A 23,236-nucleotide genomic window follows, 5' to 3' on the forward strand; every position below is an offset into this window, starting at 1 on the left:
AGACCTACCTCTAGGTATGTCACACTCGCACCATGTCCTCAGACACACGCGACACCCTCATCGGCGCGGCGCAGGAGCTGTACGCCGAGAGCGGGGTCGCCGCGACGACGCCCCGGCAGGTGCTCCAGCGCAGCGGAGTCGGACAGGGGAGCCTGTATCACCACTTCCCCTCGAAACGCGAGCTCGCGATCGCCGCGGTCGAGCGCACGGTGAGCACCGCGCTGGCCGCGGCCGAGGCCGATCTTCACGGCGAGGCCGATCCGCGCTCGCGCCTCGCCGCCTATCTCCAGCGGCCGCGCGATGCGATCAGAGGCTGTCGGATCGGGCGCCTGACCTCGGATCCGTTCGTCATGGCCGACGCGACACTGCGCGACGACGTCGCCGGCTACTTCCGTCGCCTCCTGGACGAGGTCGGCGCGGTCTTCCGCGAGCAGGGGCTGTCGGACGGCGACGCACGCGACCGCGCGACGGCGGCCGTCGCGATCATCCAGGGAGGGTACGTGCTCTCCCGCGCCGCACAGGATCCGGATGCCATGCGCTCGGCCGTGCGGGGCTTCCTCGGTCTGCTGGGGGAGCGATGACGAACGAGACGTGGCTGCGGTCGCTGCCGGCGCTCGCCGGCACTGCTCCCGCCCGGGAGGCGGCCGCCGCGGATCCGGTGCGGATGTTCGACACCTGGATCCGGCTCGCGTCGGAGAGTGTCGCCGAACCTCACGCGATGACGCTCGCGACGGTCGACGCCCACGGAGTGCCGGACGCGCGCACACTGCTCCTGAAGGACTTCGGTGCCCGGGGCTTCGCCTTCGCCGGGCCGCGGCGCTCACGCAAAGGCGCGCAGCTGGCTGGGCGGTCCGCCGCCGCGCTCAGCTTCTGGTGGCAGCCGCTGATGCGTGCCGTGCGGGCGCGGGGCGAGGTGGTCGAGGCCTCATCCGAGGAGTCGGCGGCCGATCTCGCGGCCCGCTCGGCGGCGGCGCGCGACGGCATCGACCCTGCCGACTGGGTTCGGTGGTGGCTGGTGCCGCAGCGCATCGAGTTCTGGCAGGGATCGCCGGACCGCCGGCACACGAGGATCGTCTACACGCACGCCGATGGCGGCTGGCAGCAGGAGGAGCAGGGATGAGCGAGGTCGCATCGCCCGACTGGGAAGTGCTCGAGATCGGTGCACTCGACGAATGGCGCGCGCATCACGGCGGGTTCGATGCGGCGCGGTCGAGGGATGGTCGACGCATCGTCGACCACGAGCTCGCGGCGCAGTACATCGGTCTGTCCGCGAACGCCCTCGTGCCGGGCGAGGAAGCGGGCTACTGGCACACGCACTCGCGCATCGAGGAGCTGTACGTCTTCCTCTCCGGGCGCGGGCAGATGGCTCTCGACGACGAGGTCGTCGAGGTGGGGCCGGGAAGCGTCGTGCGCGTCGGTCAGAACGTGCTGCGCACCTGGCGCGCGCTGCCCGACAGCGATGGCGAGCTGCGGTGGCTGTGCATCCGCGGCGGGGGCGAGCCGCTGCCGGAGTTCCCCGACGACAGCCGGAGGGATCCGGATCGCCCTATGCCCTGGTGATCCGGTGCCGCCGGGTCACGGGAGCAGCGGGATGACCTGGGAGAGGTCCACCGGGCCGATCACGAGCGGAGCGGCGGCGCGCACGGCGGGCTTTGCGTTGAAGGCCAGGCCGAGGCCCGCCGCCTCGAGCATCAGGAGGTCGTTGGCACCGTCGCCGATGGCGATCGTGCGCGACATCGGCACGCCGTTCTCGGCAGCCCAGCACGTGAGCCACTCGCGCTTGGCGGCGGCATCGACGATCGGCCCGTCGACCTCGCCCGTCAGCACGCCCTGCGCCGCGGCGAGGCGGTTCGCCCGCCAGAGGTCCACCCCGAGCGCGGGTGCGATGTCGTCGAGGATCTCGTGGAAGCCGCCCGAGACCACCGCCGCGAGGCCTCCCTTGGCGTGAATGGCGTCGATGAGCGTCGTCACACCCGGGGTCGGCTCGATCCGGCTCTTGACCCGATCGAACGAGGCGACCGGCACGCCCGTCAGCTCCTTCACCCGGGAGCGCAGGCTCGCGGCGAAATCGACCTCGCCGCGCATGGCCGCCTCGGTCGCCGCGGCGACCTCGGCGCCGCGTCCGGCCTCGTCGGCGATCAGCTCGATGACCTCGTTGCGGATGAGGGTCGAATCGGCGTCGAAGACGACGAGGAAACGCGCAGCAGTCACGAGCAACGAGATTACCCGGCCCGCGCGTCCCACCTGCGCCCTCTGGGCTCGCGACTAGGCTGGACGGCATGCCCACCGTGCTCTCCTTTGATGACGTCGTGGTCCGCCGAGAAGGCCGGAACATCGTGGATGGACTCACCTGGGCGGTGAACGACGACGAGCGCTGGGTTGTGCTCGGGCCCAACGGCGCAGGCAAGACGACCATCCTGCAGCTCGCCGACACGCTGCTGCACCCCACCTCCGGAACGGTCGAGATCCTCGACGAGCAGCTGGGTCGCACCGACGTGTTCGAGCTGCGTCCTCGCATCGGCTTCGCGTCGTCGGCGCTCGCCCGTCGCATCCCGAACGACGAGACCGTGCTGAACGCGGTGCTCACCGCGGCGTACTCGGTGCTCGGCCGCTGGAATGAGCAGTACGAGAACATCGACGAACGGCGCGCCCTGCGTGTGCTCGAGGAGTGGCGCCTCGATCACCTCGCCGACCGCACTTTCGGCACGCTCAGCGAGGGCGAGCAGAAGCGCGTGCAGGTGGCCCGCGCGATCATGACCGATCCCGAGCTGCTGCTTCTCGACGAGCCCACCGCGAGCCTCGACCTCGGCTCGCGGGAGGTGCTCGTCGGTCTGCTCGGCGCCTACGCGCAGTCGCCGGTCACGCCGGCGCTCGTGATGGTGACCCATCACGTCGAGGAGATCCCCGTCGGTTTCACGCACGCGCTGCTGCTGCGCGACGGCAAGGTCGTCGCGGCGGGGCCCCTGGCCGAGACCCTCACCGACGCGAATCTCTCCGAGACCTTCGGCGTCGAGGTCACCCTCAGCGAGCAGGGCGGTCGGTACGCGGCTCGCGCTGCCGCGTGACCAACGTCTGGTAGACTCGATCGCTGGTGCCCAAGCACCGAGATCTTCGAACAACTTGGCTCAAAGGACAATCCATGAAGACTGACATCCACCCCGCGTACAACGCGGTCGTGTTCCGTGACCTCGGTTCGGGCGAGACCTTCCTCACCCGTTCGACCGTGACCAGCGACAAGACCATCGAGCTGGACGGCGTCGAGTACCCGGTCATCGATGTCGAGATCTCGTCGGCGTCGCACCCGTTCTACACGGGTAAGCAGCGCATCATGGACTCGGCCGGCCGCATCGAGAAGTTCAACGCGCGCTTCAAGAACTTCGGCTCCAAGTAAGTCCTCGTCTCGGCGTCACGCGACGACCGATCCGAGATGTGAAAGCCCCCGCTTCGGCGGGGGCTTTCTGCGTGTCCGGGGCTATTCGTCGTCGAGTTCGAGCTCGATGGTGTGGGCCGTGAAGTCGATCACGCCCGGGCCCTGGTCGGGTGTGGGGGAGGGCACGGGGATGATCTTCAGCGACTGCGCCTCGCGATCCGCGTCGTGCGCGGACGGACGCCAGACGGCATCGAAGGCGCCGCCCGCGCCCTGAAGGGGATACTTGCGGCGCAGCCTGTCGAGACCGTCGCCCATGCGACGAGGGTAGCCCGTCAGCGGACGGGCCAGGCTCCGTCGACGACCTCGGACGGCTCGATCCGACCGATCCTGATGAAGTACTCCGTGAGGCTGGCCGCCTGCTCGCGCGCCCAGCCGATCTGGCGCGTGTGGAGCTCGAGCACGTCCTCCGGCAGGCGGTCGGCGAAGCGCTCCGCCAGGGCGAGAGCGACGCGGCCCGCGGCGATCGCATCGGCCGAGGCCTCGTGCGCTGCATCGAGAGGCACGGCGTAGTGCGCCGCGACGACGTCGAGTGTGCGCTTGCCCTTGCGGTACTTGTCGAGCGTCTTGTCGATCACCAGCGGATCGATCACGGGCGCGGGAGAATCGAGCGGCGCGAGCCCGTGCCGCTCGCCCTCGTACTTGAGCAGTGAGAAGTCATAGGCGGCGTTGTACGCGACGACCGGGATGCCGCCCGCGAGCAGCGTGCGCAGGGCGTGCGTCACCTCCGCGACGACCTCTGCGGCCGGCCGACCGTTCGCACGGGCGTACTCGGTCGTGATGCCGTGCACGTTCGTCGCGCCCTCGGGGATATCGACTCCCGGATCGGCGAGCCAGTGCTCCTCGTGGATCACGTTGCCGGCACCGTCCAGCAGGCCGACGTAGGCCGTGACGATCCGGTCCTCGGCGACATCGATGCCGGTGGTCTCCAGATCGAACACGCCGATCCGGCTCGTCCAGCGCTCGGGCATCGCGTCGAACGCCGCTTCGATCTCGGCAACCGTCTCGATCTCGACGACCGCATCGACCGTGGTCTCGACCGTAGTGACGGTCTCGATCTCGACGACGGTCTCGACGGTCTCGACCGCTGCGATGGTCTGGACCGCGGCGATGACGTTGGCAGCTGCGGCCTGCTCGACGGGCGGCTCCTCGAGGGAGAAGAGGGCGTCGGGCTCGGTGGCCTGAGACCGTGGCACCCAGGTGACCGTCTCGCCCGGGCTGTCCAGCTCATCCAGCTCGAACAGGGGCGGAGGCTTCGGCCACGACCTCGTCATAGCACACACCGTAGAGGGCGGCTCGGACATTCCCGGGAAGGCACTCCGTAGACTCGGACGATGCCCGTGTCCTCGCCGTACGCCGCCCGCCTCGCCGACATCCCGGTGATCCGCCGCGAGGTCGAGGTGCTCGGCGGCACCACCGCGTACTGGACATATGGACCCGACGACGCGGACGCCTCGATCCTCGCTGTGCACGGATTCCGCGGCGAGCACCACGGGCTCGAGCCCGTCGTGGCGTTCCTGCCGGATGTCCGGGTGATCATGCCGGATCTGCCCGGATTCGGCGAGACGGGCGCCCTGCCCGGTCGTCGCCACGACATCGAGGCCTATGCCGACTGGCTCGACGCCTTCGCCGCGACCGTCGCGCCGGGCGCGATCGTGCTCGGCCACTCCTTCGGCTCGATCGTGTCCTCGGCCGCCGTCGCGCGCGGGCTGCGCGCGCCCAAGCTCATCCTGGTGAATCCGATCGGCGCGCCGGCCCTCGAAGGGCCCCGCGGCATCCTGACGCGGCTCGCGATCTTCTACTACTGGGCCGGCGCGCGTCTGCCGAAGCCGATCGGCACCTGGCTGCTGCGCAATCGGATCATCGTGCGGATCACCTCGATCGCGATGGCGAAGACGCGCGACGCGTCACTGCGCGCGTTCATCCACAACCAGCACGACACGTACTTCTCTCGCTTCGCCGACCGCGACACGCTGCACGAAGCCTTCGTCACGAGCGTCTCGCACGATGTCAGTCAGTATGCCGAACGCCTCACCATGCCCACGCTGCTCATCGCGGCCGACCGGGACGACATCACACCGATCGAAGCGGAGCGGGCGCTCGCGCAGCGGATCCCCGATGCCCGCCTCGTCGAGATCGCAGGAGTCGGCCATCTGATCCACTACGAGAAGCCCGGCGAGGCGGCCCGAGCGATCCGCGATTTCTTGAGCGACTGATGTCCGACCGCTGACGCGGTGACTGCGCCGTGGTGCTACGGCTCGCGGCGGGCGAGCTGCATCAGTCCGCTGACCCGGTACGGGACGGCCTCGCTCATGACGAGGGAGGTCTCGGTGCGCTCGACGCCCTCGATGCTCAGAATGCGCGCGTCCACGTCGAAGAGATGGCGGGCGTCGCGGCACGCGACAAGGGCGAGCAGATCCGTCTGACCCGAGAGACCGTGAACCTGCACGACCTCCGGCACCCCCTGGAGCTCGGCGGTGATGCGCGGCAGCTCGACCTGGCGCACGCCGATCGCCAGGAACGCCTCCAGAGGGAAGCCGAGCGCGGAGGTGGCGATGGATCGCTCGAAGGAGCGGAACACGCCGGCCTTGTCCAGTCGCGCCATGCGCGCCTGGACGGTGTTGCGGGACAGGCGCAGGCGCTCCGCGAGCGCGACCACCGTCGCGCGCGGGTCCTCGCTGAGCGCGGACAGCAGCTCGAGGTCGACGTGATCCAGGGAAGCCATAGAGCGAGACATTAGCAGGCTCACCGACGAGAGTTTGTGCATCCTGCTCAGTCGTTATCGGATCGAGTGCTCAGGGTGGGTCGTCCTGCCCACCGACACTCCGCAGGTTCAGATCAGGATGCGTGATCCTCCCGGATCAGGCGGCGTGTCGCGCGTTCGAGCGCCAGCTGCCGCTCCGGGCCCGACTCCGGCGCCCGACGAAGCGCCCGGATGATCGTGCGACCCTCCGCATAGGCACCGACCACGCGCGGATCCACGTAGGACGTCCGCGCGAGCGTCGGGGTGTTGCCGAGGAAGGCGGCGACCTGGCGCATCGCGTCGGTGACCACACGGCGACGTCGCGTGACCCCGCCGCGGCCGGAGCGCTCGAGCTCATCGGCGCCCGCTGCGATCTCGGTCGCGGCGAGCACCGTCGCGTGCCAGGTGCGGAAATCCTTCGCGCTCGCCTCCATCCCCGTGATCTGCTGCACGTAGGCGTTCACCAGCGCGGGAGTCATGGTGCGCCATCCGTCGCTGCCGCGGTAGGCGAGCAGGCCGCTCGCGTCGTCGCGACGGCGTCGGAGTGTCTCGATCGCGGACACCACCTGCGCGTCATCGATCTCGATGCGGTGCTCCACGCCCGACTTGCCCGTGAAGGCGAACAGCATCGTCTCTCCGCGGCGCGTGACGTGGTCGCGGCGCAGGGTCGTCAGCCCGAAGCTGCCGTGCGTGTCGGCGTACACGTCGTTGCCGATGCGGAAGCACCCGAGGTCGAGCATCCGCACCGCGAGGGCACAGGCACGATCGAGAGGCATGCCGTCGGCTGTGAGGTCGTCCAGCACGCGAACGCGCGCCTTCCCGAGGGCCTCGCCGAAGTCGAGCATGCGGTCGAACTTGGCGGCGTCGCGGCGGATGCGCCAGTGCGGGTGGTACAGATATTGGCGCCGACCCGCGGCGTCGGTGCCGACGGCCTGCAGGTGCCCGTGCGGATAGGGGCAGATCCACACGTCGCGCCAGGCCGGCGGGATCGCGAGCGCGCGGATGCGCTCGACCTCCTCGCTCGGGAGACGGGCACCGTGCTCATCGAGGTACACGAATCCGCGGCCGGCGCCCCGGCGCGTCCAGCCTGGCTGATCCGGGGACGAACGACGCAGGCGCATGCGCCGAGGCTAGCGTCTCGCCTACGCGTACTGGGTCGTGAGATCCGCTGACTGGAGGACGAGGTGGTCGCCGTCGAATCGGAACACGTTGACGGCCGCGTTCTCGACCCGCTCACCCGGGCGGGGCCGCTCGCCGGCGGTGGCGAGGCGGAGCAGTTCGCGGATGACGCCTCCATGCGCCACGACCACCGTGGGCTCGTCTCCGGTGTCGGCGGCCACGTCGGCGATGGCCGCGAGCACACGCTCCGCCAGTTCGGCGGTGGTCTCGCCCCCGGGGACGTCGCCGTGGCCGTACGTGGCGTGCAGATCGGCCACCAGGGTGCCCTCGCCCACTCCGTAGTCCCGCTCGACGAGACCGGAGTACGCGCGCGGCGCCGGAAGACCGAGCACTCCCGCGATGATCTCGGCGGTCTCGCGCGCGCGGCCGAGGCTGCTCGACACGATGCGCGTCCATCCGCCGCCCCGGAGGTTCTCCGCGGCCGTCAGCGCCTGCGCACGACCGATGTCGTTCAGAGGGATGTCCGTACGTCCCTGAACGCGTCGCTCCGCGTTCCAGTCGGTCTGTCCGTGGCGCACCAGCGCGAGAAGAGTCACGTCTCCAGCCTATGGTCGGCGCAGGGCGGGGAGGGCGCGGGCCAGTTCGCCGAGCACCTCTGTCGTTCCCGCGTCGATCTTGACGGTCGCGCGCGAATCGCCGCGCGTCTCGCCCCGATTGACGATCACGACGGGCATCTTGCGGCGGCGGGCCCGCTCGACGAGGCGGATCCCCGAGTTCACGGTCAGCGACGATCCGGCGATGACGAGGCCCTCGCTGGTGTGCAGCAGCTGCTCGGCCTCCCGGAACTTCTCGGCGGGGATGAACTCGCCGAAGAACACGACGTCCGGCTTGAGCATCCCGCCGCACACGGTGCAGGTGGGCACAACGAATCCCTCGGCCGACTCGGGCAGCACATCGCCGTCCGGGCCGAGACGCACGTTGTCGGGGACGGTGATCCACGGATTCTCGCGCTCGACGCGCTCGCCCACGTCGCGGCGGTCGAACACCTGGCCGCAGTGCGTGCAGAACACCCGGCGCATGGTGCCGTGCAGCTCCACCACACGGTGGTTCCCGGCGCGCAGGTGCAACCCGTCGACGTTCTGGGTGATGACGCCCGTGGCCACGCCCTCGCGCTCGAGGACGGCGAGCGCCTCGTGGCCGGCGTTGGGCGCGGCCGAGGTGAAGGCACGCCAGCCGAGGTGCGACCCGACCCAGTACCGGCGCCGCGCGGCCTCGTCGCTCAGGAAGGTCTGCGCGGTCATGGGCGTGCGCTTCGGCGCGCCCTTGCCGCGGTAGTCGGGGATGCCCGAGTCGGTCGACACCCCGGCGCCCGTGAGCACCGCGATCCGACGCCCCGCGAGCGCATCGATCGCGCGGCCGATGTCGGCCGTCGTCAGGTCGTCGAGATCCGATACGCGCACGAGCCGAGTCTAGAACCGCCATGTTTCGTCGGGGTCAACGGGATCGGTCGCGTCCTCCGGCGCGGGAGAATGGACGGATGCAGACCCTCCGCATCGACGACCGCGCCGACGAGCGCCTTGCCGACTACCGCGACCTCACCGATGTCGCGCTGCGTCGAGTGCTGGAGCCCGAGGGCGGGCTGTACATGGCCGAGTCGGCGAAGGTTCTCGCCCGTGCGCTTGCGGCGGGTCACACCCCGCGCTCGGTGATGACACAGGAGCGCTGGCTCCCGGAGCTGGAGACCGTGCTTGCGGGCCGCGACGACGTGCCGGTGTACGTCGTGCCGTCCGACGTCGCCGAGAGTGTGACCGGCTACGACGTGCATCGCGGGGTGCTCGCGTCGATGCACCGGCCCGCTGACCGCCCCGTGGCCGAGGTGCTCGCCGGGGCGCGACTCGTGGTGATCCTGGAGGACATCGTCGACCACACGAACGTGGGGGCCGCATTCCGCGCGGCCGCCGGGCTGGGCGCCGACGCGGTCCTCGTCACGCCGCGCTGTGCGGATCCGCTCTATCGCCGGAGCGTGCGCGTGAGCATGGGCACGGTGTTCCAGGTGCCGTGGACGCGTCTTCCCGAGTGGGCGGAGGCGAAGGATCAGCTGCGCGACGCCGGCTTCCACATCGCGGCCCTCGCGCTCGCCGACGAGGCGGTCTCGCTCGATGACTTCGCCGCCGCGCCGCCCGAGCGCGTGGCCCTGCTGATGGGCGCCGAGGGTGACGGCCTGTCGCGCAAGGCCCTCGCCGCATCCGACAGCGTCGTCACGATCCCGATGTCGGGAGGCGTGGACTCTCTGAACGTCGCCTCCGCGAGCGCCGTGGCGCTCTGGGCCGTCAGCCGCGGCCAGCGCGGCTGATCCCGTCAGAGCTCGGCGTCGAGCCCGCCGTTGCGCAGCGGCATCGCCTCGGGGCGCTTCGCGGTGACGTTGTCGCCCGAGGACTGGTGACGCAGGCGCCGCAGCACCCAGGGAACGAAGTGCGTGCGCGCCCAGACCAGATCGTTCGCGCGCGCCTCGCGCCACGAGAACACGGGCCGCGGATCCGGCTGCATCGGCTGCAGGTCGTTCGGCACGTTGAGGGCGCGCAGCACCATCCGGGCCACCTCATGGTGACCGAGCGGATTCATGTGCAGGCGGTCGTCGTCGAAGAAGCGGCTGTCCTGGATGGTCTTGAGTGCCCACTGATCGGCCACGATGCAGTCATAGGCGTCGGCGATCGCGCGGAGGTTCTCGTTGTAGATCGCGACACGGCCGCGCAGAGGCCGGAACACGGGCGTGAAGTGCGTGTCGATCCCCGTGAAGATCACCACGGTGGCGCCGCCGGCGCTCAGGCGGCGAACGGCGTCCTCGAACTGGGCCGCGACCGCATCCGGGTCCCCGCCGGGCCGGATGACGTCGTTTCCGCCGGCGCACAGTGTGATGAGGTCGGGCTTCAGGGCGATCGCGGGCTCGATCTGCTCGGCGACGATCTGGCCGATCAGGCGCCCGCGCACGGCGAGGTTTGCGTAGGCGAAGTCCTCGACCTGGCTGCCGAGCACCTCCGCCACACGATCGGCCCAGCCACGGTGCCCACCGGGCGATGCCGGCTCGGGGTCGCCGATGCCCTCTGTGAACGAGTCGCCGATCGCGACGAACCGGCGCCACGGGTGCGGCTCCTCGTTGGGGACGAACGGCGTGCGGGGAGCGAGGTCGGACAACGGATCCTCCGGGGTGCGGGAGTGGGAGCGGGAGTGGGACGGGCGCGGGATCGTGCGCGATCGTCAGACTACGCGCGGAGGATTGTCGGCGACCCCGATTACCCTGGAACGGATGCTGTCACCGTCCTATCCGCAGAGAGCCCCGTGGGGCACCGCGGGCAAGCTCCGCGCCTGGCAGCAGGAGGCTCTCGAGGCGTACTTCGAGGCCGACAAGCGCGACTTCCTCGTCGCCGCGACGCCCGGCGCCGGAAAGACCACGTTCGCGCTCACCCTCGCGGGCGAGCTGCTGCGTACCCGCGAGGTCGACCGGATCATCGTGGTCGCGCCCACCGAGCACCTGAAGACGCAGTGGGCCGACGCCGCCGCTCGTGCCCACATCCGTCTCGATCCGGCCTTCCGAAACAGCCACACGACCTTCTCGCGCCAGTACCACGGGGTCGTCGTCACCTACGCGCAGGTTGCGGTGAAGTCCTCCGTGCACCGCTCGCTCACCGAGGGCGGGCGCACGCTCGTCATCCTCGACGAGGTGCACCACGGCGGGGAGGCGCTCAGCTGGGGAGACGCGCTGCGTGACGCGTACGGGCCCGCCAAGCGACGCCTGCTGCTGTCCGGCACGCCGTTCCGCAGCGACGACGCGCCCATCCCGTTCGTCGACTATGCGCCCGACGCGCAGGGGCTGCGCACGTCCATCACCGACTACGCGTACGGCTACGGGCGGGCGCTCGCCGACGGCGTTGTGCGGCCGGTGCTCTTCCACGTGTACTCCGGTCACATGAAGTGGCGCACGCGCGCCGGGGACGAGCTCGAGGCGCATCTCGGGCAGGACAACCTCAAGGACGTCACGTCGCAGGCCTGGCGCACGGCCCTCGACCCCGCGGGCGAGTGGATGTCCGCCGTCCTCAAGTCGGCCGACGCCCGCCTGACGGAGATCCGTCAGCACGTGCCGGATGCCGGCGGTCTTGTGCTCGCCACCGACCAGACCGCCGCCCGCGCCTACGCGAAGCTGCTGCACTCGATCACCGGCCAGCGCGCCACCGTCGTGCTCTCCGACGACAGCGAGGCGTCGGGCCGGATCGAGCGCTTCAGCGAGGGAACCGACCGCTGGATGGTCGCGGTGCGCATGGTGTCGGAGGGCGTGGACGTTCCCCGTCTCGCCGTCGGCGTGTACGCCACCTCGGCATCCACACCGCTGTTCTTCGCGCAGGCCATCGGACGCTTCGTCCGCGCCCGCCGCAGGGGCGAGGCGGCGAGCGTGTTCCTCCCGCACGTGCCGACGCTGATGGTGCTGGCCAACGAGATGGAGCGCCAGCGCGACCACGTGCTCGACCGCGGCGAGAAGGACGAGGACGGGCTCGATGACAGCCTCCTCGAGGCCGCCGAGCGCGAGGAGAAGGCGTCCGACGCGCTCACCGAGGAAGGGTCGTTCGAGGCCCTCGGATCGGTCGCGCACTTCGACCGCGTCGTCTTCGACGGCAAGGACTTCGGGCAGCTCGCCGTGCCGGGCACCGATGAGGAGGCCGAGTTCATCGGCCTTCCCGGGCTGCTGGAGCCCGAGCACGTGCACGAGCTGCTGATGCAGCGCGTCGCCCGCCAGTCGCGCCACCGCTCGGCCCGCGAGGCCAAGGAGGCCTCGGGGGAGCTCGAGCCGTCGATGCCCGCGCCGCTGCACCGCACCCTCAAGGATCAGCGCCAGCTGCTCAACAGCCTCGTCGGCGTCTACGCCCGGCAGACGGGCGAACCCCACGGGCTGATCCACGCCGAGCTGCGACGTCGCTGCGGTGGCCCGGAGGTGGCGAGGGCAACGGTCGCCCAGCTCCAGTCGCGCATCGACCACCTGCGCAAGCGCGTCCGGGCCTGACGTGTACTCCTTCCGCACCATATGGCGCGTCGCGGCGCCGGCCGAGACGGTGCGGGCAGAGCTGACACGCGTCGCCGCGCGCGAATCCGGTGGCTGGTGGCCGGGGTTCCGTGTCGTCGAGCCGGCGTCGCTCGAACCGGGATCCGTCGTTCGAGTCGTCGTCACCGCCCCCTTCGGGTACCGCCTCCGCGTCGCGCTGGAGGTGACCGAGGCGACGGATCGGACGGTCGCGGCGCGCAGCACCGGCGACCTGGAGGGCGCGGGGCGTGTCGAGATCTCGTCCGAAGGATCCGGATCCGCGGTGCGGTTCACCTGGGAGGTCGCCGCGCGCCGTCGCTGGATGCGGGCATCGGGCCCGGTCCTGCGACCCGTGTTCGCGCTGGCGCACGCGCTGGTGATGCGCGCAGGGGAGAGAGGACTTCGGCGGGCGGTCGCTTCGGGCGTCCGAAAACCTGCCAATGCCTCCGGCGATCCGGGCGATTCGAGCGCGGCTGGATAGCGTGAAGGGAACCCTGAACACCCTCTCCCTGGAGGTCCCTTGAGCGCGCCCGACGCCACCCCCGCCGATCGCCGCCGCTGGGCGCAGTACCTCGCCGACGAGCGGGCCGAGGGCAGCGTCTACCGACGGCTCGCCTCGCGCAAGCAGGGGGAGGAGCGCGTGATCCTCGAGCAGCTCGCCGCCGCGGAGGGGCGCCACGAGGCCCACTGGCTCGCGCTGCTCGGTGGCGAGCCGGCTCGCTTGCCGAAGGCCAGCATGGCCACCCGCCTGCTGGCCTGGATGGCTGGGCGGTTCGGCACCATCTTCGTGCTGGCCCTCGCGCAGAACGCCGAGGGACGTTCGCCGTACGACAGTGAGGCCTTCGCCACCCCCGCGATGCGCGCCGATGAGAAGGTGCATCACGAGGTCGTCCGTGGACTCGCGGCGCGCGGACGTCGTCGCCTGTCGGGCACCTTCCGCGCGGCGGTCTTCGGCGCGAATGACGGGCTCGTCTCGAACCTCGCGCTGATCCTCGGCATCGGCGCGGCGGGTGTGTCCTCGCAGGTGATCCTGCTCAGCGGCATCGCAGGTCTCCTCGCGGGGGCGCTGTCGATGGGCGCCGGCGAGTTCATCTCCGTGCGCTCCCAGCGCGAGCTGCTCGAGGCGACGGAGCCGCAGTCCTTGAGCGGCGTGCGCCTGCCGGATCTCGACATCGACGCGAACGAGCTCGCGCTCGTCTACCGCGCCCGCGGGCTCTCCGAGGAGGCCGCGGCCGACAAGGCGGGCCTCGCGATCGCCGAGGCGACCGCAGGCCGGATCGTCAGCCGCACCGGCGCCATCGACACAACGCACGAGGTGGTGGGCGGTGCGTGGCGCGCGGCCGGTTCCAGCTTCCTCTTCTTCGCGAGCGGCGCGATCATCCCGGTGCTGCCCTGGATCTTCGGGCTCACGGGCTTCGTCGCCATCGCCGTGGCCCTCGTGCTCGTCGGCATCGCGCTGATGGCGACGGGGGCCGCAGTGGGGCTGCTCGCGGGCGCCCCGCCGCTGAAGCGCGCGCTGCGCCAGCTCGCGATCGGCTTCGGCGCGGCCGCGGTGACCTACGTGCTCGGGCTCGTCTTCGGAGTCACGCTGGGCTGACCGAGCGGTGCGCTCGCGTGAGCCTCGGCGCCACGGCGCGAAGACACGCGCGGGATCCGACCGCGATTAGCCAGAGTGTTCACGCGGTGGTAATGTTTTACCTCGTTGCGAAAGCGACGAAAGCACCGGACGAAAGTCCGGTCACCCAGTTGCGCGGGTGGCGGAATAGGTAGACGCGCTAGCTTGAGGTGCTAGTGCCCGTATAGGGCGTGGGGGTTCAAGTCCCCCCTCGCGCACAGTTGAAGGCCCCGGAGAGATCCGGGGCCTTCGTCGTTCCCGGCGCGGGCCCGGCTAGGTTGGATCGTATGTCCACACCCGAGCCTCAGCTGGCCGAAGTCGCTCGGATCGCGCGCGATCTGATCCGGATCGATACGACGAACTGGGGCGGCGGGCGCTCGAAGGGGGAGCGCGAGGCGGCGGAATACGTGGGCGCCCACCTCGAGTCGCTCGGCCTCACCCCCGAGTACTTCGAGCCGATCGATCGCCGCACCAACGTGATGGCTCGCGTGCCGGGCCGCGACGCGAGCCGCCCGGCTCTCGTGCTGCACGGCCACCTCGACGTCGTCCCCGCCGTGGCGGAGGACTGGACGGTCGATCCCTTCGCGGGTGTGGTGAAGGACGGGATGCTCTGGGGTCGCGGCGCGGTCGACATGAAGAACATGGACGCGATGATCCTGTCGGCAGTGGGCGATCTGCTGCGCGCGGGGGAGCAGCCCGAGCGCGATGTCGTGCTGGCCTTCTTCGCCGACGAGGAGAACGGCGGTGTCGAGGGATCTCAGCTCGTTGTGCGCGATCGACCCGAGTGGTTCGCGGGCGCGACCGAGGCGATCAGCGAGGTGGGCGGCTACTCGATCCCGGTCGGCGACCGCAGCGCCTACCTCCTGCAGGTGGGCGAGAAAGCGCTGATGTGGGTCACCCTGGTCGCGCGGGGCCGGGCGGGTCACGGCAGCCGCGTGCACCCCGAAAACGCCGTCACCCGTCTGGCGTCGGCGGTCGCTCATCTCGGCGCCACCGACTGGCCGGTGGAGATGACCGAGACGACGCGGCGCCTGCTCGCGGGGATCGCGGAGATCTCCGGGCTCGACCCCGCCACGGATCCGGATGCCCTGGCCGCGTGCACCGGACCGGCGGCCGCCTTCGTCGCGTCGACCTTCCGCACGATCACCAATCCCACCGGGCTGAGCGCGGGATACAAGCACAACGTCATCCCGGACGCGGCCGAGGCGACCGTCGACATCCGCGTGCTGCCGGGTGCAGAGGACGCCGTGCTTGCGGAGGTGCAGCGGATCGTCGGGGACGACATCGAGATCCGGATGTTCCATCGCGACATCGGTCTCGAGATCCCCTTCGAGGGCGCTCTGGTCGATGCCATGGTCGGCGCGCTCGCGGCGCACGATCCCGGCGTCCCGGTGCTGCCGTACCTGCTCGGTGCCGGCACCGACAATAAGGCGCTCGCGGGTCTCGGAATCGACGGCTACGGCTTCGCGCCGCTGAAGCTGCCGCGGGAGCTCGATTTCACCGGCATGTTCCACGGTGTCGATGAGCGTGTGCCGCTCGACGCGCTCGATTTCGGCGTCGGTGTCCTGAGGGATCTGCTGCGCACCTGCTGAGCGGATCATCCGGAAGAAGGATGAGGCGCGCGGCGCGCGTCGCCTAGGCTCGACTCTCGTGCCGTTCATCGAAGCGATCATCCTCGGCCTCGTGCAGGGTCTCACCGAGTTCCTGCCGATCTCGTCGAGCGCCCATCTCCGCATCCTCGGCGAGCTGCTGCCGTCCGCGACCGATCCCGGTGCCACGTTCACCGCGATCACGCAGATCGGCACCGAGGCCGCCGTCATCATCTACTTCCGCAAGAAGATCGGACGGATCATCTCGCGCTGGTTCCAGTCGCTCTCCGGCAAGGTCGCGCGCAACGATCCCGATGCCCGCATGGGGTGGATCGTCATCCTCGGCACCGTGCCGATCGTGATCGCGGGCTTCCTGCTGCAGGACACGATCCGCACCTTCAACCGCAACCTGTGGCTGATCGCGATCGTGCTCATCGTGTTCGGACTGATCCTCGGATGGGCGGACGCCTACGGTCGCCGCACGCGCGAGTTCGACGACGTGACCTACGCGTCCGGCCTCACCATGGGCGTCGCGCAGATGCTCGCCCTCGTGCCGGGTGTTTCCCGTTCGGGCGCGACCACGACCGCGGGCCGCCTGCTCGGCTACAAGCGCACGGCGGCTGCCGAGTACTCGTTCCTGCTCGCGGTTCCCGCCGTGTTCGGCAGCGGCCTGTATGAGCTGATGCACGCGCTCACCGAGCCGGACAACGGCCCGTACGGCATGCCGGAGACGCTCGTCGCCACGGTCGTGGCGTTCCTCGTCGGCTGGGCCGTCATCGCCTACCTGATGAAGTTCCTGCAGACGAAGAGCTTCTTGCCCTTCGTGATCTACCGCGTCGCCCTCGGTGCCGTGCTGCTCGTGCTGCTGTCGACGGGTGCGCTCCAGGCGTTCTGAGCCCTCCGCAGAAGAAGAGCCCCGCGGATGATCCGCGGGGCTCTTCTGCTCTGTCCGTCGTTCCGAATCAGCGCGAGCGTCCGTCCGGACGTCCGTCGCGGCCATCACGGCCGTCTCGGCCGTCGCTGCGACGCAGGTAGCTCTCGAAGGCCTGCGCGATCGCGTCACCCGAGGCCTCGGGCGCGTCGACGGTGTCGCGCTGCTGCTCGAGCTGGCGGATGTACTCGCGCATCTCGTCGTCGTCGGCCGCCGCGGCATCGATGGTCGCCTCCCAGGCGGCGGCCTCGGCGGCGAGGGTCCCGCGCGGCACATCGGCGGCGGCGAGCTCCTCGAGGCGGTCGAGCAGCGCGAGCGTCGCCTTCGGCGAGGGCGTGTGACCGGCGACGTAATGCGGCACGCTGGCCCAGAGGCTGGCCATGGGGATGCCCGCTCGCTCGGCGGCGTCGCCCAGCACGCTGAGGATGCCCACCGGGCCCTCGTAGGCAGAGCGCTCGAGCCCCAGCGTGCGGCGCAGGGCGTCGTTGTCGCTGCCCGCGAAGATCGAGATCGGGCGGGTGTGCGGCACGTCGGCCATCATCGAGCCGAGCGTCACGAGCCCGGTGACGTCCTCGCGGAGCGCGACATCGATGAACTCGGCGGCGAAGGCCTGCCAGGCGCGGGCAGGTTCGACCCCCGTCAGGATCCAGAACTCGGTGCCGCCCGCCCGCGGCGCCACGGGGCGGCGCAGCACGGCCTCGGGCCATTTGAGGCGACGACCGCCCTCACCGTCGTTCTCGACGGTCGGCCGAGTGTACTGATAGTCGAAGTACAGCTCGGGATCGACGGCGAGCACTGTCTCGTACTCGGTCTCCCCGAGCAGATGCTCGATCGCGCTGGTGGCCGCCTCGCCCGCGTCATTCCATCCGTCGAACGCGGCCACGATGATCCGGCGCCCGAGGGTCGCACCCGTCTCGGTGCTCTCGGTGACGGCGTCGTGCTCCACGCGGCTCCTCTCGGTCCGGCAGGCAGGGTGCCAGCGGGACTTCGTCCCAGGATAGGCGCGCGGCGCCCGCCTCGGGCGTGAGTGGGACGGCGCGCACTCACCGACCTTTAGTTGACCGATCGACTAGTACCATGATGACTGCATACGGAAGGACCACACCATGCAGGACATCGTCGACACCGAACTGCCGATCGTCGCCGCCCCGATGGCGGGCGGCGCCACCACGATCGATCTCGTCGCGGCCGTGGCCGACGCGGGTGGCCTCGGGTTCCTCGCCGCGGGCTACAAGACGCCGCAGGCGATGCTTGAGGACATCGGATCCGTGCGCGCACGCGGCCTCGAGCGGTTCGGGGTGAACCTGTTCCTCCCCGCTCCGTCCGGGATGTCTGAGCGGGTTTTCCGGGCGTATGCGGAGACGCTCCAGGACGATGCCGGGCGCTACGGGCTCGACCTGTCAGGGGCGCCGCTGCGAGAGGACGACGACCACTGGCGGGAGAAGATCGATGCGCTCATCACCGATCCGGTTCCCGTGGTCTCCGTCACCTTCGGCGTGCCGGATGCGCGCGACGTGCGGGCGCTGCAGCGCGTCGGCACGCGTGTGCTCGTCACCGTGACGACGGTCGCCGAGGCGCTCGCGGCCCGCGAGGTCGCCCCCGACGGACTCGTTGTGCAGGGGAGCGATGCGGGTGGGCACAGCGGCACCCACGACCCCGCGCGCCGCATCGAGCCCGTCTCGACCGAGGAGGTGGTGCGCGAGGTCGTGGCCGCAGCGGGGCTGCCGGTGATCGCCGGCGGCGGAGTGGACGGCCCCGAGAAGGTGCGCGCCGTGCTCGCGGCGGGAGCTCAGGCAGTCGCGGTGGGAACGCTGCTGCTGCGCACCGATGAGAGCGGGGCCTCGCGGGTGCACCGCGATGCCCTCGCCGATCCGCGATTCGCCGAGACGGTCATCACCCGCGCGTTCACGGGGCGCCCTGCTCGCGCCCTGCGCAACGCGTTCATCGAGGCGCATGAGGCCGAGGCGCCGCTCGGCTATCCGGTGATCCATCACCTGACGCGCGAGATGCGCCAGGCCGCGGCGCGTGCGGGCGACGCCGATCGCGTGCACCTGTGGGCGGGCACCGGCTGGCGCAGCGCGCGCACGGGCCCGGTGGGGGATGCGGTGCGCGACCTCGCCAGACTCGTGTGACCCGCCGCCTCAGGAGACGCGCTCGGTCACGCCGACGAGGCGCAGGCTGCTGGCCCACATCGCGTCGAGCTGTGCGGGGTCGTTGAACAGCTTCGCGAAGAGGATGAGGCCTTCGAGCTGGGCCACAATCGACTTGGCGGCCGCCACGGTGTCCACAGGCTCGATCTCGCCGGATGCGACGGCCTGCTCGAGGTGCGAGGTGATCATCTCGACCTGCTCCGCGAAAACGCCCTGCAGCCGCTCTCGGATGGGCTCGCTGATCGCCCCGACCTCGAGGGCGAGGTTGCCGAACAGGCAGCCGGTGACGGTTCCGGTGCCCGCGAGCGCGTCCGCCTGGATCTGCGTGGTGGCGTCGAAGAGGCGGTGAAGGCGCTCGAGCGGCGACCCCTCGCCATGCAGGATCGATGCCCAATCGCTCTTCTGACGGATCCAATGGTCCTCGATCGTCGCGAGGGCGAGCGCCTCCTTCGAGGGGAAGAAGTAGTAGAACGACCCCTTCTGCACGCCGGCGCGAGCGCAGATCTCCGCGATCCCGACCGCGCTGTACGACTTCTCGGCGAACAGCGAGAGCGCGGCGGCGAGCAGTCTCTCGCGGGCATCGGAGGTGCGACCCATGTCTCGAGTGTAGATCTCAGATTGGTGGGAATAGTTGACCGACCGTCTAGGTTGGATCGAATTATGAACACACAGAAGGTCGCCGTCATCACCGGCGCATCCCAGGGCATCGGAGCATCCCTCGTCACCGCCTACCAGGACCTCGGCTATGCCGTCGTCGCCACCTCGCGCTCGATCGCCGAGGCGTCAGGAGAGAACCTCGTGACGGTCGCCGGCGACATCGCCCAGCCCGCCACCGCGGAGCGGGTGGTCGAGGCCGCCATCGCGCGCTTCGGGCGCATCGACACCCTCGTCAACAACGCCGGCATCTTCATCGCAAAGCCGTTCGCCGAGTACACCGCGGACGACTACGCCGCGATGAAGGCGACCAACCTCGACGGGTTCTTCCACCTCACCCAGCGCGTGGTGCAGCGACTGCTCGAGCAGGGAGAGGGAGGTCACATCGTGAGCATCACGACGACCTTCGTCGAGCATCCGAACTCGTCGGTGCCTGCTGTGCTCGCCTCGCTCACCAAGGGCGGCATCGCCGCGGCGACCCGCTCGCTCTCCGTTGAGCTCGCGGGTGCGGGGATCCGCGTGAACGCTGTCTCGCCCGGCATCATCAAGACGCCGCTGCACCCGGAGGAGACGCACGAGTTCCTCGCCGCGCTGCACCCGGTGGGCACCATGGGGGAGATCTCCGACGTGGCGCGCGGCGTCGTCTATCTCGAGCAGTCGCCGTTCGTCACCGGCGAGTTCCTGCACATCGACGGCGGCCAGATCGCGGGCCACTGAGATGTCCGTCCTGACCGGGGCCCGGATGGATCCGGAGTCCGTCGTCATCGTCCAGCCGCTGCTGGACGCGTGGGCGGCGGCGATCGCGGACGGCGCGCCGACGGCCGTCGCCGCCCTGTTCACGCCGGATGCGCTGCTGCAGGGCTTCGATCCGGCGCCGGGCTTCGGTCGGGCGAGCATCGAGGCGTACTACGCCAAGCAGCCCGCGGGTCTGCGCGCCGACGTCGATCTGCTCGTCGCGCGTCCGCTGGGTCCGGACAGCGTGCTCGGCTACGCGCACGTCGTCTTCCACCGCCCGGAGGGACCGGTGCCCGTGCACCTGACCGCCGTCGCCGAACGGACGGCGGACGGGTGGCTGCTGAGCCACTATCACGTGTCCCGGATCACCCTGGGATGATCCGACCCGTCCGAGACGCGGCTCAGGGGAGCCGCGTCTCGGGCGGCTAGGCTTGCTCGGTGACTTCCCCCTCTGATCTGCCCGCCGCCGTCCTGTGGGACATGGACGGAACGCTCGTCGACACGGAGCCCTACTGGATGGCGGCGGAGACGCCGCTCGTCGAGGAGTACGGCGGCACCTGGACCCACGAGGACGCCCTGAAGATGGTGGGCCTCAACCTCGAGGCGTCGTCGAAGATCCTGCAGGCGGCGGGCGTCGCTCTCAGTCCGCAGGAGATCATCTCGCGTCTGTCGGCCGGCGTCATCGCGAGCTGCGTCGAGAAGGGCGTGCCGTTCCGCCCCGGAGCGCTCGAGCTGCTCCGTGATCTCAAGCAGCACGGCGTGAAGACGGCGCTCGTCACGATGTCGTACCGTCACATGGCCCTGGCGATCGTCGACCTGATCGGATTCGACGCCTTCGACGTGGTCGTCGCAGGCGACGACGTCGAGCGCGGCAAGCCGTTCCCCGACGCCTACCTCCAGGCGGCCGAGCAGCTGGGCGTCGACATCGCCGAGTGCGTCGCGATCGAGGACTCTCCCACGGGGCTGAGCTCCGCCATCGCCTCCGGTGCGGTGTCGCTCGGCGTCCCCAACTTCGTCTCGCTCGACGACGCGGGTGCTGACGCGCTCTGGCCTACGCTCGCCGGGCGCACGGCGGCCGACCTGGGCGTGCTGCACGCGGAGCACGCCCCTCTGAAGGAGAACCAGGCATGACCGCCGCTTCCCGTCCCCGCGGTCCGTTCCGCTACGGCGACCGTGTGCAGCTGACCGGCCCGAAGGCGCGGATGCACACGATCACTCTGCGGGAGGGCGGCGAGCTCCACACCCACCACGGAGTGCTCAAGCACGAGCAGCTCGTCGGGCAGCCGGATGGATCCGTGTTCGAGAACAGCTCGGGCCACGAGTATCTCGCCCTGCGTCCCCTGCTGCGCGACTTCGTGATGTCGATGCCGCGCGGCGCCGCCATCGTGTACCCCAAGGACGCCGCCCAGATCGTGTCGCAGGCCGACATCTTCCCGGGGGCCGTCGTTGTGGAGGCCGGTGTCGGATCCGGCGCGCTGACCCTCTCGCTCCTGCGCGCCGTGGGGCCCGAGGGCCGGGTCATCTCGTTCGAGCGCCGCATCGAGTTCGCGGAGGTCGCTCGCGCGAACGTCGAGACGTTCTTCGGCGAGACGCCGGCGTACTGGGAGGTGCGAGAGGGCGACCTGGCCGAGGCGCTGCCCGAGGCCGTCGAGAGCGGATCGGTCGATCGCGTTGTGCTCGACATGCTCGCGCCGTGGGAGGTGATGGACGCGGTCGTCGATGCCCTGGCACCGGGCGGCGTGGTGATCTGCTACGTCGCGACCGCCACCCAGCTCTCGCGCGTCGCCGAGTACATCCGCGGCACCGGTGCGTTCACCGACCCCGAGGCGAACGAGACGATGGTGCGCGGCTGGCACGTCGAGGGGCTCGCCGTGCGGCCCGACCACCGGATGGTGGCCCACACCGCGTTCCTCATCACGGCGCGGCGCCTCGCGCCCGGCGTGATCCCTCCCGAGGTGAAGCGTCGCGCGTCGAAGAAGAGCTTCTCCGACGAGGACGTGGAGATCTGGACCCCCGGGGCCGTCGGCGATCGCGACATCACCGACAAGAACCTCCGCAAGCGCATCCGTGAGGCGCAGCGCGCAGCCGACGGCGCGCGTCTGGCGGCCGGTCGCGGTGAGGGCCCTGGCGCCTCGGCGGCGTCAGAGGCACCCGCATCGGACGCATAGACTGAACGGCATGCGTAGGAGCTCGGCCGTCCTCTCGATCACCGCACTGCTGACCCTGGGACTCGCGGGTTGCGCGGCTCCCGCCGGCTCGGCGCTCGCCTCCTGCGACCGGGTCGCAGACAGCGACCCGGGCACGATGGGCCTCATCGATGTCTCGGGAGACCTCGCCGATGCGCCCCGCGTCGAGGCCGAGGTGCCGTTCGTCGCGCCGAGCGATGCGTACGCCGACATCGAGCGCGGCGAGGGCGCGCTCATCACGAGCGTCGACCAGCCCGGGGTCCTCGACATCACGCTGTTCGACGGCGAGACCGGCGCTCCGCTGATCGGCACCGCCTACGACGGCGACGTCAGCTCGCTCGGCCCGCTGTCGGGCTGGACCCAGCAGTTCCCGGCGTTCGAAGACGCGCTGCTGTGCGCCACCGAGGGATCGCGGATCGCCGTCGCGATCTCGGAGGACGGCATCGCCCCCGAGGTCCGGCAGCAGTACGCGCAGGCCGGCATCCCGGATGAGGGCTCGCTCATCGCGGTGCTCGACGTGCGCAAGGTGCTGCCGCTGGCGGCGTCCGGGTCGGTGCAGTTCAACTCCGGTCTCGGCCTGCCGACCGTCGTCCGCACCCCCGACGGCGTGCCCGGCATCATCGTCCCCGACGCGAAGGCGCCCACCGACGTGGTCTCGCAGACCCTCATCAAGGGCGACGGCGAGAAGCTGACCGCGCAGGACGCCCCCCTCGTGCAGTACACGGCGGTCTCCTGGGACGGCCGCGAGGTCACCGACTCGACGTGGGGCACGGGCGATGCGGCCCCGGCTCCGATGCAGCTGACGCCCGGACTCTTCGGCGAGGGATTCGCCAAGGCGCTCGTGGGTCAGACGGTCGGCTCGCAGATCATGGTGGTCGTCCCCGACGGCCTCGGCCCGCAGCAGGGCGCGGCCCCGTTCCGCGAGGGCGAGACGATCGTGTTCGTGGTCGACATCCTCGGCACCCTTCCGACCGCACAGTGAGGCGGGACGTCGCGCCGCTCCTGCTGGGGCGGCGCGC

28 protein-coding genes and 1 tRNA gene are annotated in these 23,236 nt (G+C 70.6%); 19 read left to right on the top strand and 10 right to left on the bottom strand.

What is annotated here, in order from left to right:
* Window positions 1–32 precede the first annotated feature (32 nt).
* The 3 genes from J5V96_RS02915 to J5V96_RS02925 are packed head-to-tail and all read left to right on the top strand — an operon-like array spanning window position 33 to window position 1,560.
* Window positions 33–581 carry a TetR/AcrR family transcriptional regulator gene (locus J5V96_RS02915; RefSeq protein WP_208500131.1) on the top strand — a complete coding sequence of 183 codons (549 nt, stop codon included), beginning with the start codon at window positions 33–35 and terminating at the stop codon, window positions 579–581.
* Window positions 578–1,120: a pyridoxine/pyridoxamine 5'-phosphate oxidase gene (locus tag J5V96_RS02920; protein WP_208500132.1), complete on the top strand. Its 543-nt coding sequence runs from the start codon at window positions 578–580 to the stop codon at window positions 1,118–1,120. The genes J5V96_RS02915 and J5V96_RS02920 overlap by 4 nt, the downstream gene beginning before the upstream one ends.
* Entirely contained in the window at window positions 1,117–1,560 is a 444-nt protein-coding gene (locus tag J5V96_RS02925) for a cupin domain-containing protein (protein WP_208500133.1), read from the top strand. The genes J5V96_RS02920 and J5V96_RS02925 overlap by 4 nt, the downstream gene beginning before the upstream one ends.
* Before the next feature lie 15 nt (window positions 1,561–1,575).
* Here the strand turns inward: J5V96_RS02925 and serB are convergent, their stop codons facing one another.
* Window positions 1,576–2,211 carry a phosphoserine phosphatase SerB gene (gene serB / locus J5V96_RS02930; protein WP_208500134.1) on the bottom strand — a complete coding sequence of 212 codons (636 nt, stop codon included), beginning with the start codon at window positions 2,209–2,211 and terminating at the stop codon, window positions 1,576–1,578.
* A gap of 68 nt (window positions 2,212–2,279) precedes the next feature.
* Between serB and J5V96_RS02935 the strand changes: the two genes are divergently transcribed.
* Both J5V96_RS02935 and J5V96_RS02940 read left to right on the top strand, forming a co-directional pair.
* A complete protein-coding gene (locus tag J5V96_RS02935; protein ID WP_208500135.1) occupies window positions 2,280–3,065 on the top strand; it encodes an ABC transporter ATP-binding protein in 786 nt (261 codons plus the stop codon).
* Window positions 3,066–3,139: 74 nt separating this feature from the next.
* The gene (locus J5V96_RS02940) at window positions 3,140–3,391 is read left to right on the top strand and encodes a type B 50S ribosomal protein L31 (protein WP_208500136.1); all 252 of its coding nucleotides are present in this window, start codon (window positions 3,140–3,142) and stop codon (window positions 3,389–3,391) included.
* A gap of 81 nt (window positions 3,392–3,472) precedes the next feature.
* Here J5V96_RS02940 and J5V96_RS02945 read toward each other — a convergent pair whose 3' ends face one another.
* Entirely contained in the window at window positions 3,473–3,685 is a 213-nt protein-coding gene (locus tag J5V96_RS02945; RefSeq protein ID WP_208500137.1) for a hypothetical protein, read from the bottom strand.
* A 17-nt stretch (window positions 3,686–3,702) separates the two neighbouring features.
* Window positions 3,703–4,701, bottom strand: coding sequence for a 3'-5' exonuclease (locus J5V96_RS02950; RefSeq protein WP_236014371.1), 999 nt, complete (start codon window positions 4,699–4,701; stop codon window positions 3,703–3,705).
* Between the two features lie 60 nt (window positions 4,702–4,761).
* Here J5V96_RS02950 and J5V96_RS02955 point away from each other — a divergent pair, with 60 nt between their 5' ends.
* The gene (locus J5V96_RS02955; RefSeq protein ID WP_208500138.1) at window positions 4,762–5,643 is read left to right on the top strand and encodes an alpha/beta fold hydrolase; all 882 of its coding nucleotides are present in this window, start codon (window positions 4,762–4,764) and stop codon (window positions 5,641–5,643) included.
* A 35-nt stretch (window positions 5,644–5,678) separates the two neighbouring features.
* On the opposite strand, the gene J5V96_RS02960 is transcribed toward J5V96_RS02955, so the two are convergent.
* The 4 genes from J5V96_RS02960 to J5V96_RS02975 all read right to left on the bottom strand — a co-directional run bounded on the left by J5V96_RS02960 (window position 5,679) and on the right by J5V96_RS02975 (window position 8,749).
* Window positions 5,679–6,152 (bottom strand): Lrp/AsnC family transcriptional regulator, encoded by a 474-nt coding sequence (locus J5V96_RS02960; RefSeq protein ID WP_208500139.1) that lies wholly within the window; start codon window positions 6,150–6,152, stop codon window positions 5,679–5,681.
* Between the two features lie 113 nt (window positions 6,153–6,265).
* Window positions 6,266–7,291: a DNA topoisomerase IB gene (locus J5V96_RS02965; RefSeq protein WP_208500140.1), complete on the bottom strand. Its 1,026-nt coding sequence runs from the start codon at window positions 7,289–7,291 to the stop codon at window positions 6,266–6,268.
* Window positions 7,292–7,312: 21 nt separating this feature from the next.
* Window positions 7,313–7,885 carry a histidine phosphatase family protein gene (locus tag J5V96_RS02970; protein WP_208500141.1) on the bottom strand — a complete coding sequence of 191 codons (573 nt, stop codon included), beginning with the start codon at window positions 7,883–7,885 and terminating at the stop codon, window positions 7,313–7,315.
* 9 nt (window positions 7,886–7,894) lie between these two features.
* On the bottom strand, window positions 7,895–8,749 hold the full coding sequence (locus tag J5V96_RS02975) for a Sir2 family NAD-dependent protein deacetylase (protein ID WP_208500142.1): 855 nt from the start codon (window positions 8,747–8,749) through the stop codon (window positions 7,895–7,897).
* Between the two features lie 77 nt (window positions 8,750–8,826).
* Here J5V96_RS02975 and J5V96_RS02980 point away from each other — a divergent pair, with 77 nt between their 5' ends.
* Entirely contained in the window at window positions 8,827–9,642 is an 816-nt protein-coding gene (locus J5V96_RS02980) for a TrmH family RNA methyltransferase (RefSeq protein WP_208500143.1), read from the top strand.
* A 5-nt stretch (window positions 9,643–9,647) separates the two neighbouring features.
* Here J5V96_RS02980 and J5V96_RS02985 read toward each other — a convergent pair whose 3' ends face one another.
* Window positions 9,648–10,481 carry an SGNH/GDSL hydrolase family protein gene (locus J5V96_RS02985; RefSeq protein WP_208500144.1) on the bottom strand — a complete coding sequence of 278 codons (834 nt, stop codon included), beginning with the start codon at window positions 10,479–10,481 and terminating at the stop codon, window positions 9,648–9,650.
* Window positions 10,482–10,593: 112 nt separating this feature from the next.
* On the opposite strand from J5V96_RS02985, the gene J5V96_RS02990 reads away from it, so the two are divergent.
* From J5V96_RS02990 to J5V96_RS03015, 6 genes are all read left to right on the top strand, one after another.
* On the top strand, window positions 10,594–12,339 hold the full coding sequence (locus tag J5V96_RS02990) for a DEAD/DEAH box helicase (protein ID WP_208500145.1): 1,746 nt from the start codon (window positions 10,594–10,596) through the stop codon (window positions 12,337–12,339).
* A gap of 1 nt (window position 12,340) precedes the next feature.
* Window positions 12,341–12,838: an SRPBCC family protein gene (locus tag J5V96_RS02995; protein ID WP_208500146.1), complete on the top strand. Its 498-nt coding sequence runs from the start codon at window positions 12,341–12,343 to the stop codon at window positions 12,836–12,838.
* A 39-nt stretch (window positions 12,839–12,877) separates the two neighbouring features.
* The gene (locus J5V96_RS03000; protein WP_208500147.1) at window positions 12,878–13,954 is read left to right on the top strand and encodes a VIT1/CCC1 transporter family protein; all 1,077 of its coding nucleotides are present in this window, start codon (window positions 12,878–12,880) and stop codon (window positions 13,952–13,954) included.
* Window positions 13,955–14,105: 151 nt separating this feature from the next.
* Window positions 14,106–14,190 (top strand) — tRNA-Leu (locus J5V96_RS03005).
* A gap of 69 nt (window positions 14,191–14,259) precedes the next feature.
* Window positions 14,260–15,564, top strand: coding sequence for a M20/M25/M40 family metallo-hydrolase (locus J5V96_RS03010; RefSeq protein ID WP_208500148.1), 1,305 nt, complete (start codon window positions 14,260–14,262; stop codon window positions 15,562–15,564).
* Between the two features lie 58 nt (window positions 15,565–15,622).
* Window positions 15,623–16,456, top strand: a complete 834-nt coding sequence (locus J5V96_RS03015; protein ID WP_208500149.1) for an undecaprenyl-diphosphate phosphatase — start codon at window positions 15,623–15,625, stop codon at window positions 16,454–16,456.
* 67 nt (window positions 16,457–16,523) lie between these two features.
* Here the strand turns inward: J5V96_RS03015 and J5V96_RS03020 are convergent, their stop codons facing one another.
* Entirely contained in the window at window positions 16,524–17,438 is a 915-nt protein-coding gene (locus J5V96_RS03020; RefSeq protein WP_307793368.1) for a PAC2 family protein, read from the bottom strand.
* Window positions 17,439–17,598: 160 nt separating this feature from the next.
* Here J5V96_RS03020 and J5V96_RS03025 point away from each other — a divergent pair, with 160 nt between their 5' ends.
* Window positions 17,599–18,624, top strand: coding sequence for a nitronate monooxygenase (locus J5V96_RS03025; protein ID WP_208500150.1), 1,026 nt, complete (start codon window positions 17,599–17,601; stop codon window positions 18,622–18,624).
* Window positions 18,625–18,633: 9 nt separating this feature from the next.
* Here the strand turns inward: J5V96_RS03025 and J5V96_RS03030 are convergent, their stop codons facing one another.
* Window positions 18,634–19,239, bottom strand: a complete 606-nt coding sequence (locus tag J5V96_RS03030; protein ID WP_208500151.1) for a TetR family transcriptional regulator C-terminal domain-containing protein — start codon at window positions 19,237–19,239, stop codon at window positions 18,634–18,636.
* A 63-nt stretch (window positions 19,240–19,302) separates the two neighbouring features.
* On the opposite strand from J5V96_RS03030, the gene J5V96_RS03035 reads away from it, so the two are divergent.
* From J5V96_RS03035 to J5V96_RS03055, 5 genes are read left to right on the top strand one after another with little or no spacing between them, the layout of a single operon-like run.
* Window positions 19,303–20,013 (top strand): SDR family NAD(P)-dependent oxidoreductase, encoded by a 711-nt coding sequence (locus J5V96_RS03035; protein ID WP_208500152.1) that lies wholly within the window; start codon window positions 19,303–19,305, stop codon window positions 20,011–20,013.
* A gap of 1 nt (window position 20,014) precedes the next feature.
* On the top strand, window positions 20,015–20,410 hold the full coding sequence (locus tag J5V96_RS03040; protein ID WP_208500153.1) for an SgcJ/EcaC family oxidoreductase: 396 nt from the start codon (window positions 20,015–20,017) through the stop codon (window positions 20,408–20,410).
* Window positions 20,411–20,469: 59 nt separating this feature from the next.
* Entirely contained in the window at window positions 20,470–21,162 is a 693-nt protein-coding gene (locus tag J5V96_RS03045) for an HAD family hydrolase (protein ID WP_307793373.1), read from the top strand.
* Window positions 21,159–22,199, top strand: a complete 1,041-nt coding sequence (locus J5V96_RS03050) for a tRNA (adenine-N1)-methyltransferase (RefSeq protein ID WP_208500154.1) — start codon at window positions 21,159–21,161, stop codon at window positions 22,197–22,199. Before J5V96_RS03045 ends, J5V96_RS03050 begins: the two co-directional genes overlap by 4 nt.
* Window positions 22,200–22,209: 10 nt before the next feature.
* The gene (locus J5V96_RS03055) at window positions 22,210–23,199 is read left to right on the top strand and encodes an FKBP-type peptidyl-prolyl cis-trans isomerase (RefSeq protein ID WP_208500155.1); all 990 of its coding nucleotides are present in this window, start codon (window positions 22,210–22,212) and stop codon (window positions 23,197–23,199) included.
* The last annotated feature ends 37 nt before the right edge of the window (window positions 23,200–23,236 follow it).

Source organism: Microbacterium stercoris, from assembly GCF_017592545.1.
In the GTDB taxonomy this organism is placed as follows: Bacteria; Actinomycetota; Actinomycetes; order Actinomycetales; family Microbacteriaceae; genus Microbacterium; species Microbacterium stercoris.

Bases quoted from the DNA above. Each gene is read 5' to 3' on its own strand.
- J5V96_RS02915 (WP_208500131.1), top strand. From the start codon at position 33: ATGTCCTCAGACACACGCGACACCCTCATCGGCGCGGCGCAGGAGCTG.
- J5V96_RS02920 (WP_208500132.1), top strand. From the start codon at position 578: ATGACGAACGAGACGTGGCTGCGGTCGCTGCCGGCGCTCGCCGGCACT.
- J5V96_RS02925 (WP_208500133.1), top strand. From the start codon at position 1,117: ATGAGCGAGGTCGCATCGCCCGACTGGGAAGTGCTCGAGATCGGTGCA.
- J5V96_RS02935 (WP_208500135.1), top strand. From the start codon at position 2,280: ATGCCCACCGTGCTCTCCTTTGATGACGTCGTGGTCCGCCGAGAAGGC.
- J5V96_RS02940 (WP_208500136.1), top strand. From the start codon at position 3,140: ATGAAGACTGACATCCACCCCGCGTACAACGCGGTCGTGTTCCGTGAC.
- J5V96_RS02945 (WP_208500137.1), bottom strand. From the start codon at position 3,685: ATGGGCGACGGTCTCGACAGGCTGCGCCGCAAGTATCCCCTTCAGGGC.
- J5V96_RS02950 (WP_236014371.1), bottom strand. From the start codon at position 4,701: ATGACGAGGTCGTGGCCGAAGCCTCCGCCCCTGTTCGAGCTGGATGAG.
- J5V96_RS02955 (WP_208500138.1), top strand. From the start codon at position 4,762: ATGCCCGTGTCCTCGCCGTACGCCGCCCGCCTCGCCGACATCCCGGTG.
- J5V96_RS02960 (WP_208500139.1), bottom strand. From the start codon at position 6,152: ATGGCTTCCCTGGATCACGTCGACCTCGAGCTGCTGTCCGCGCTCAGC.
- J5V96_RS02965 (WP_208500140.1), bottom strand. From the start codon at position 7,291: ATGCGCCTGCGTCGTTCGTCCCCGGATCAGCCAGGCTGGACGCGCCGG.
- J5V96_RS02980 (WP_208500143.1), top strand. From the start codon at position 8,827: ATGCAGACCCTCCGCATCGACGACCGCGCCGACGAGCGCCTTGCCGAC.
- J5V96_RS02990 (WP_208500145.1), top strand. From the start codon at position 10,594: ATGCTGTCACCGTCCTATCCGCAGAGAGCCCCGTGGGGCACCGCGGGC.
- J5V96_RS03010 (WP_208500148.1), top strand. From the start codon at position 14,260: ATGTCCACACCCGAGCCTCAGCTGGCCGAAGTCGCTCGGATCGCGCGC.
- J5V96_RS03025 (WP_208500150.1), top strand. From the start codon at position 17,599: ATGCAGGACATCGTCGACACCGAACTGCCGATCGTCGCCGCCCCGATG.
- J5V96_RS03030 (WP_208500151.1), bottom strand. From the start codon at position 19,239: ATGGGTCGCACCTCCGATGCCCGCGAGAGACTGCTCGCCGCCGCGCTC.
- J5V96_RS03035 (WP_208500152.1), top strand. From the start codon at position 19,303: ATGAACACACAGAAGGTCGCCGTCATCACCGGCGCATCCCAGGGCATC.
- J5V96_RS03040 (WP_208500153.1), top strand. From the start codon at position 20,015: ATGTCCGTCCTGACCGGGGCCCGGATGGATCCGGAGTCCGTCGTCATC.
- J5V96_RS03050 (WP_208500154.1), top strand. From the start codon at position 21,159: ATGACCGCCGCTTCCCGTCCCCGCGGTCCGTTCCGCTACGGCGACCGT.
- J5V96_RS03055 (WP_208500155.1), top strand. From the start codon at position 22,210: ATGCGTAGGAGCTCGGCCGTCCTCTCGATCACCGCACTGCTGACCCTG.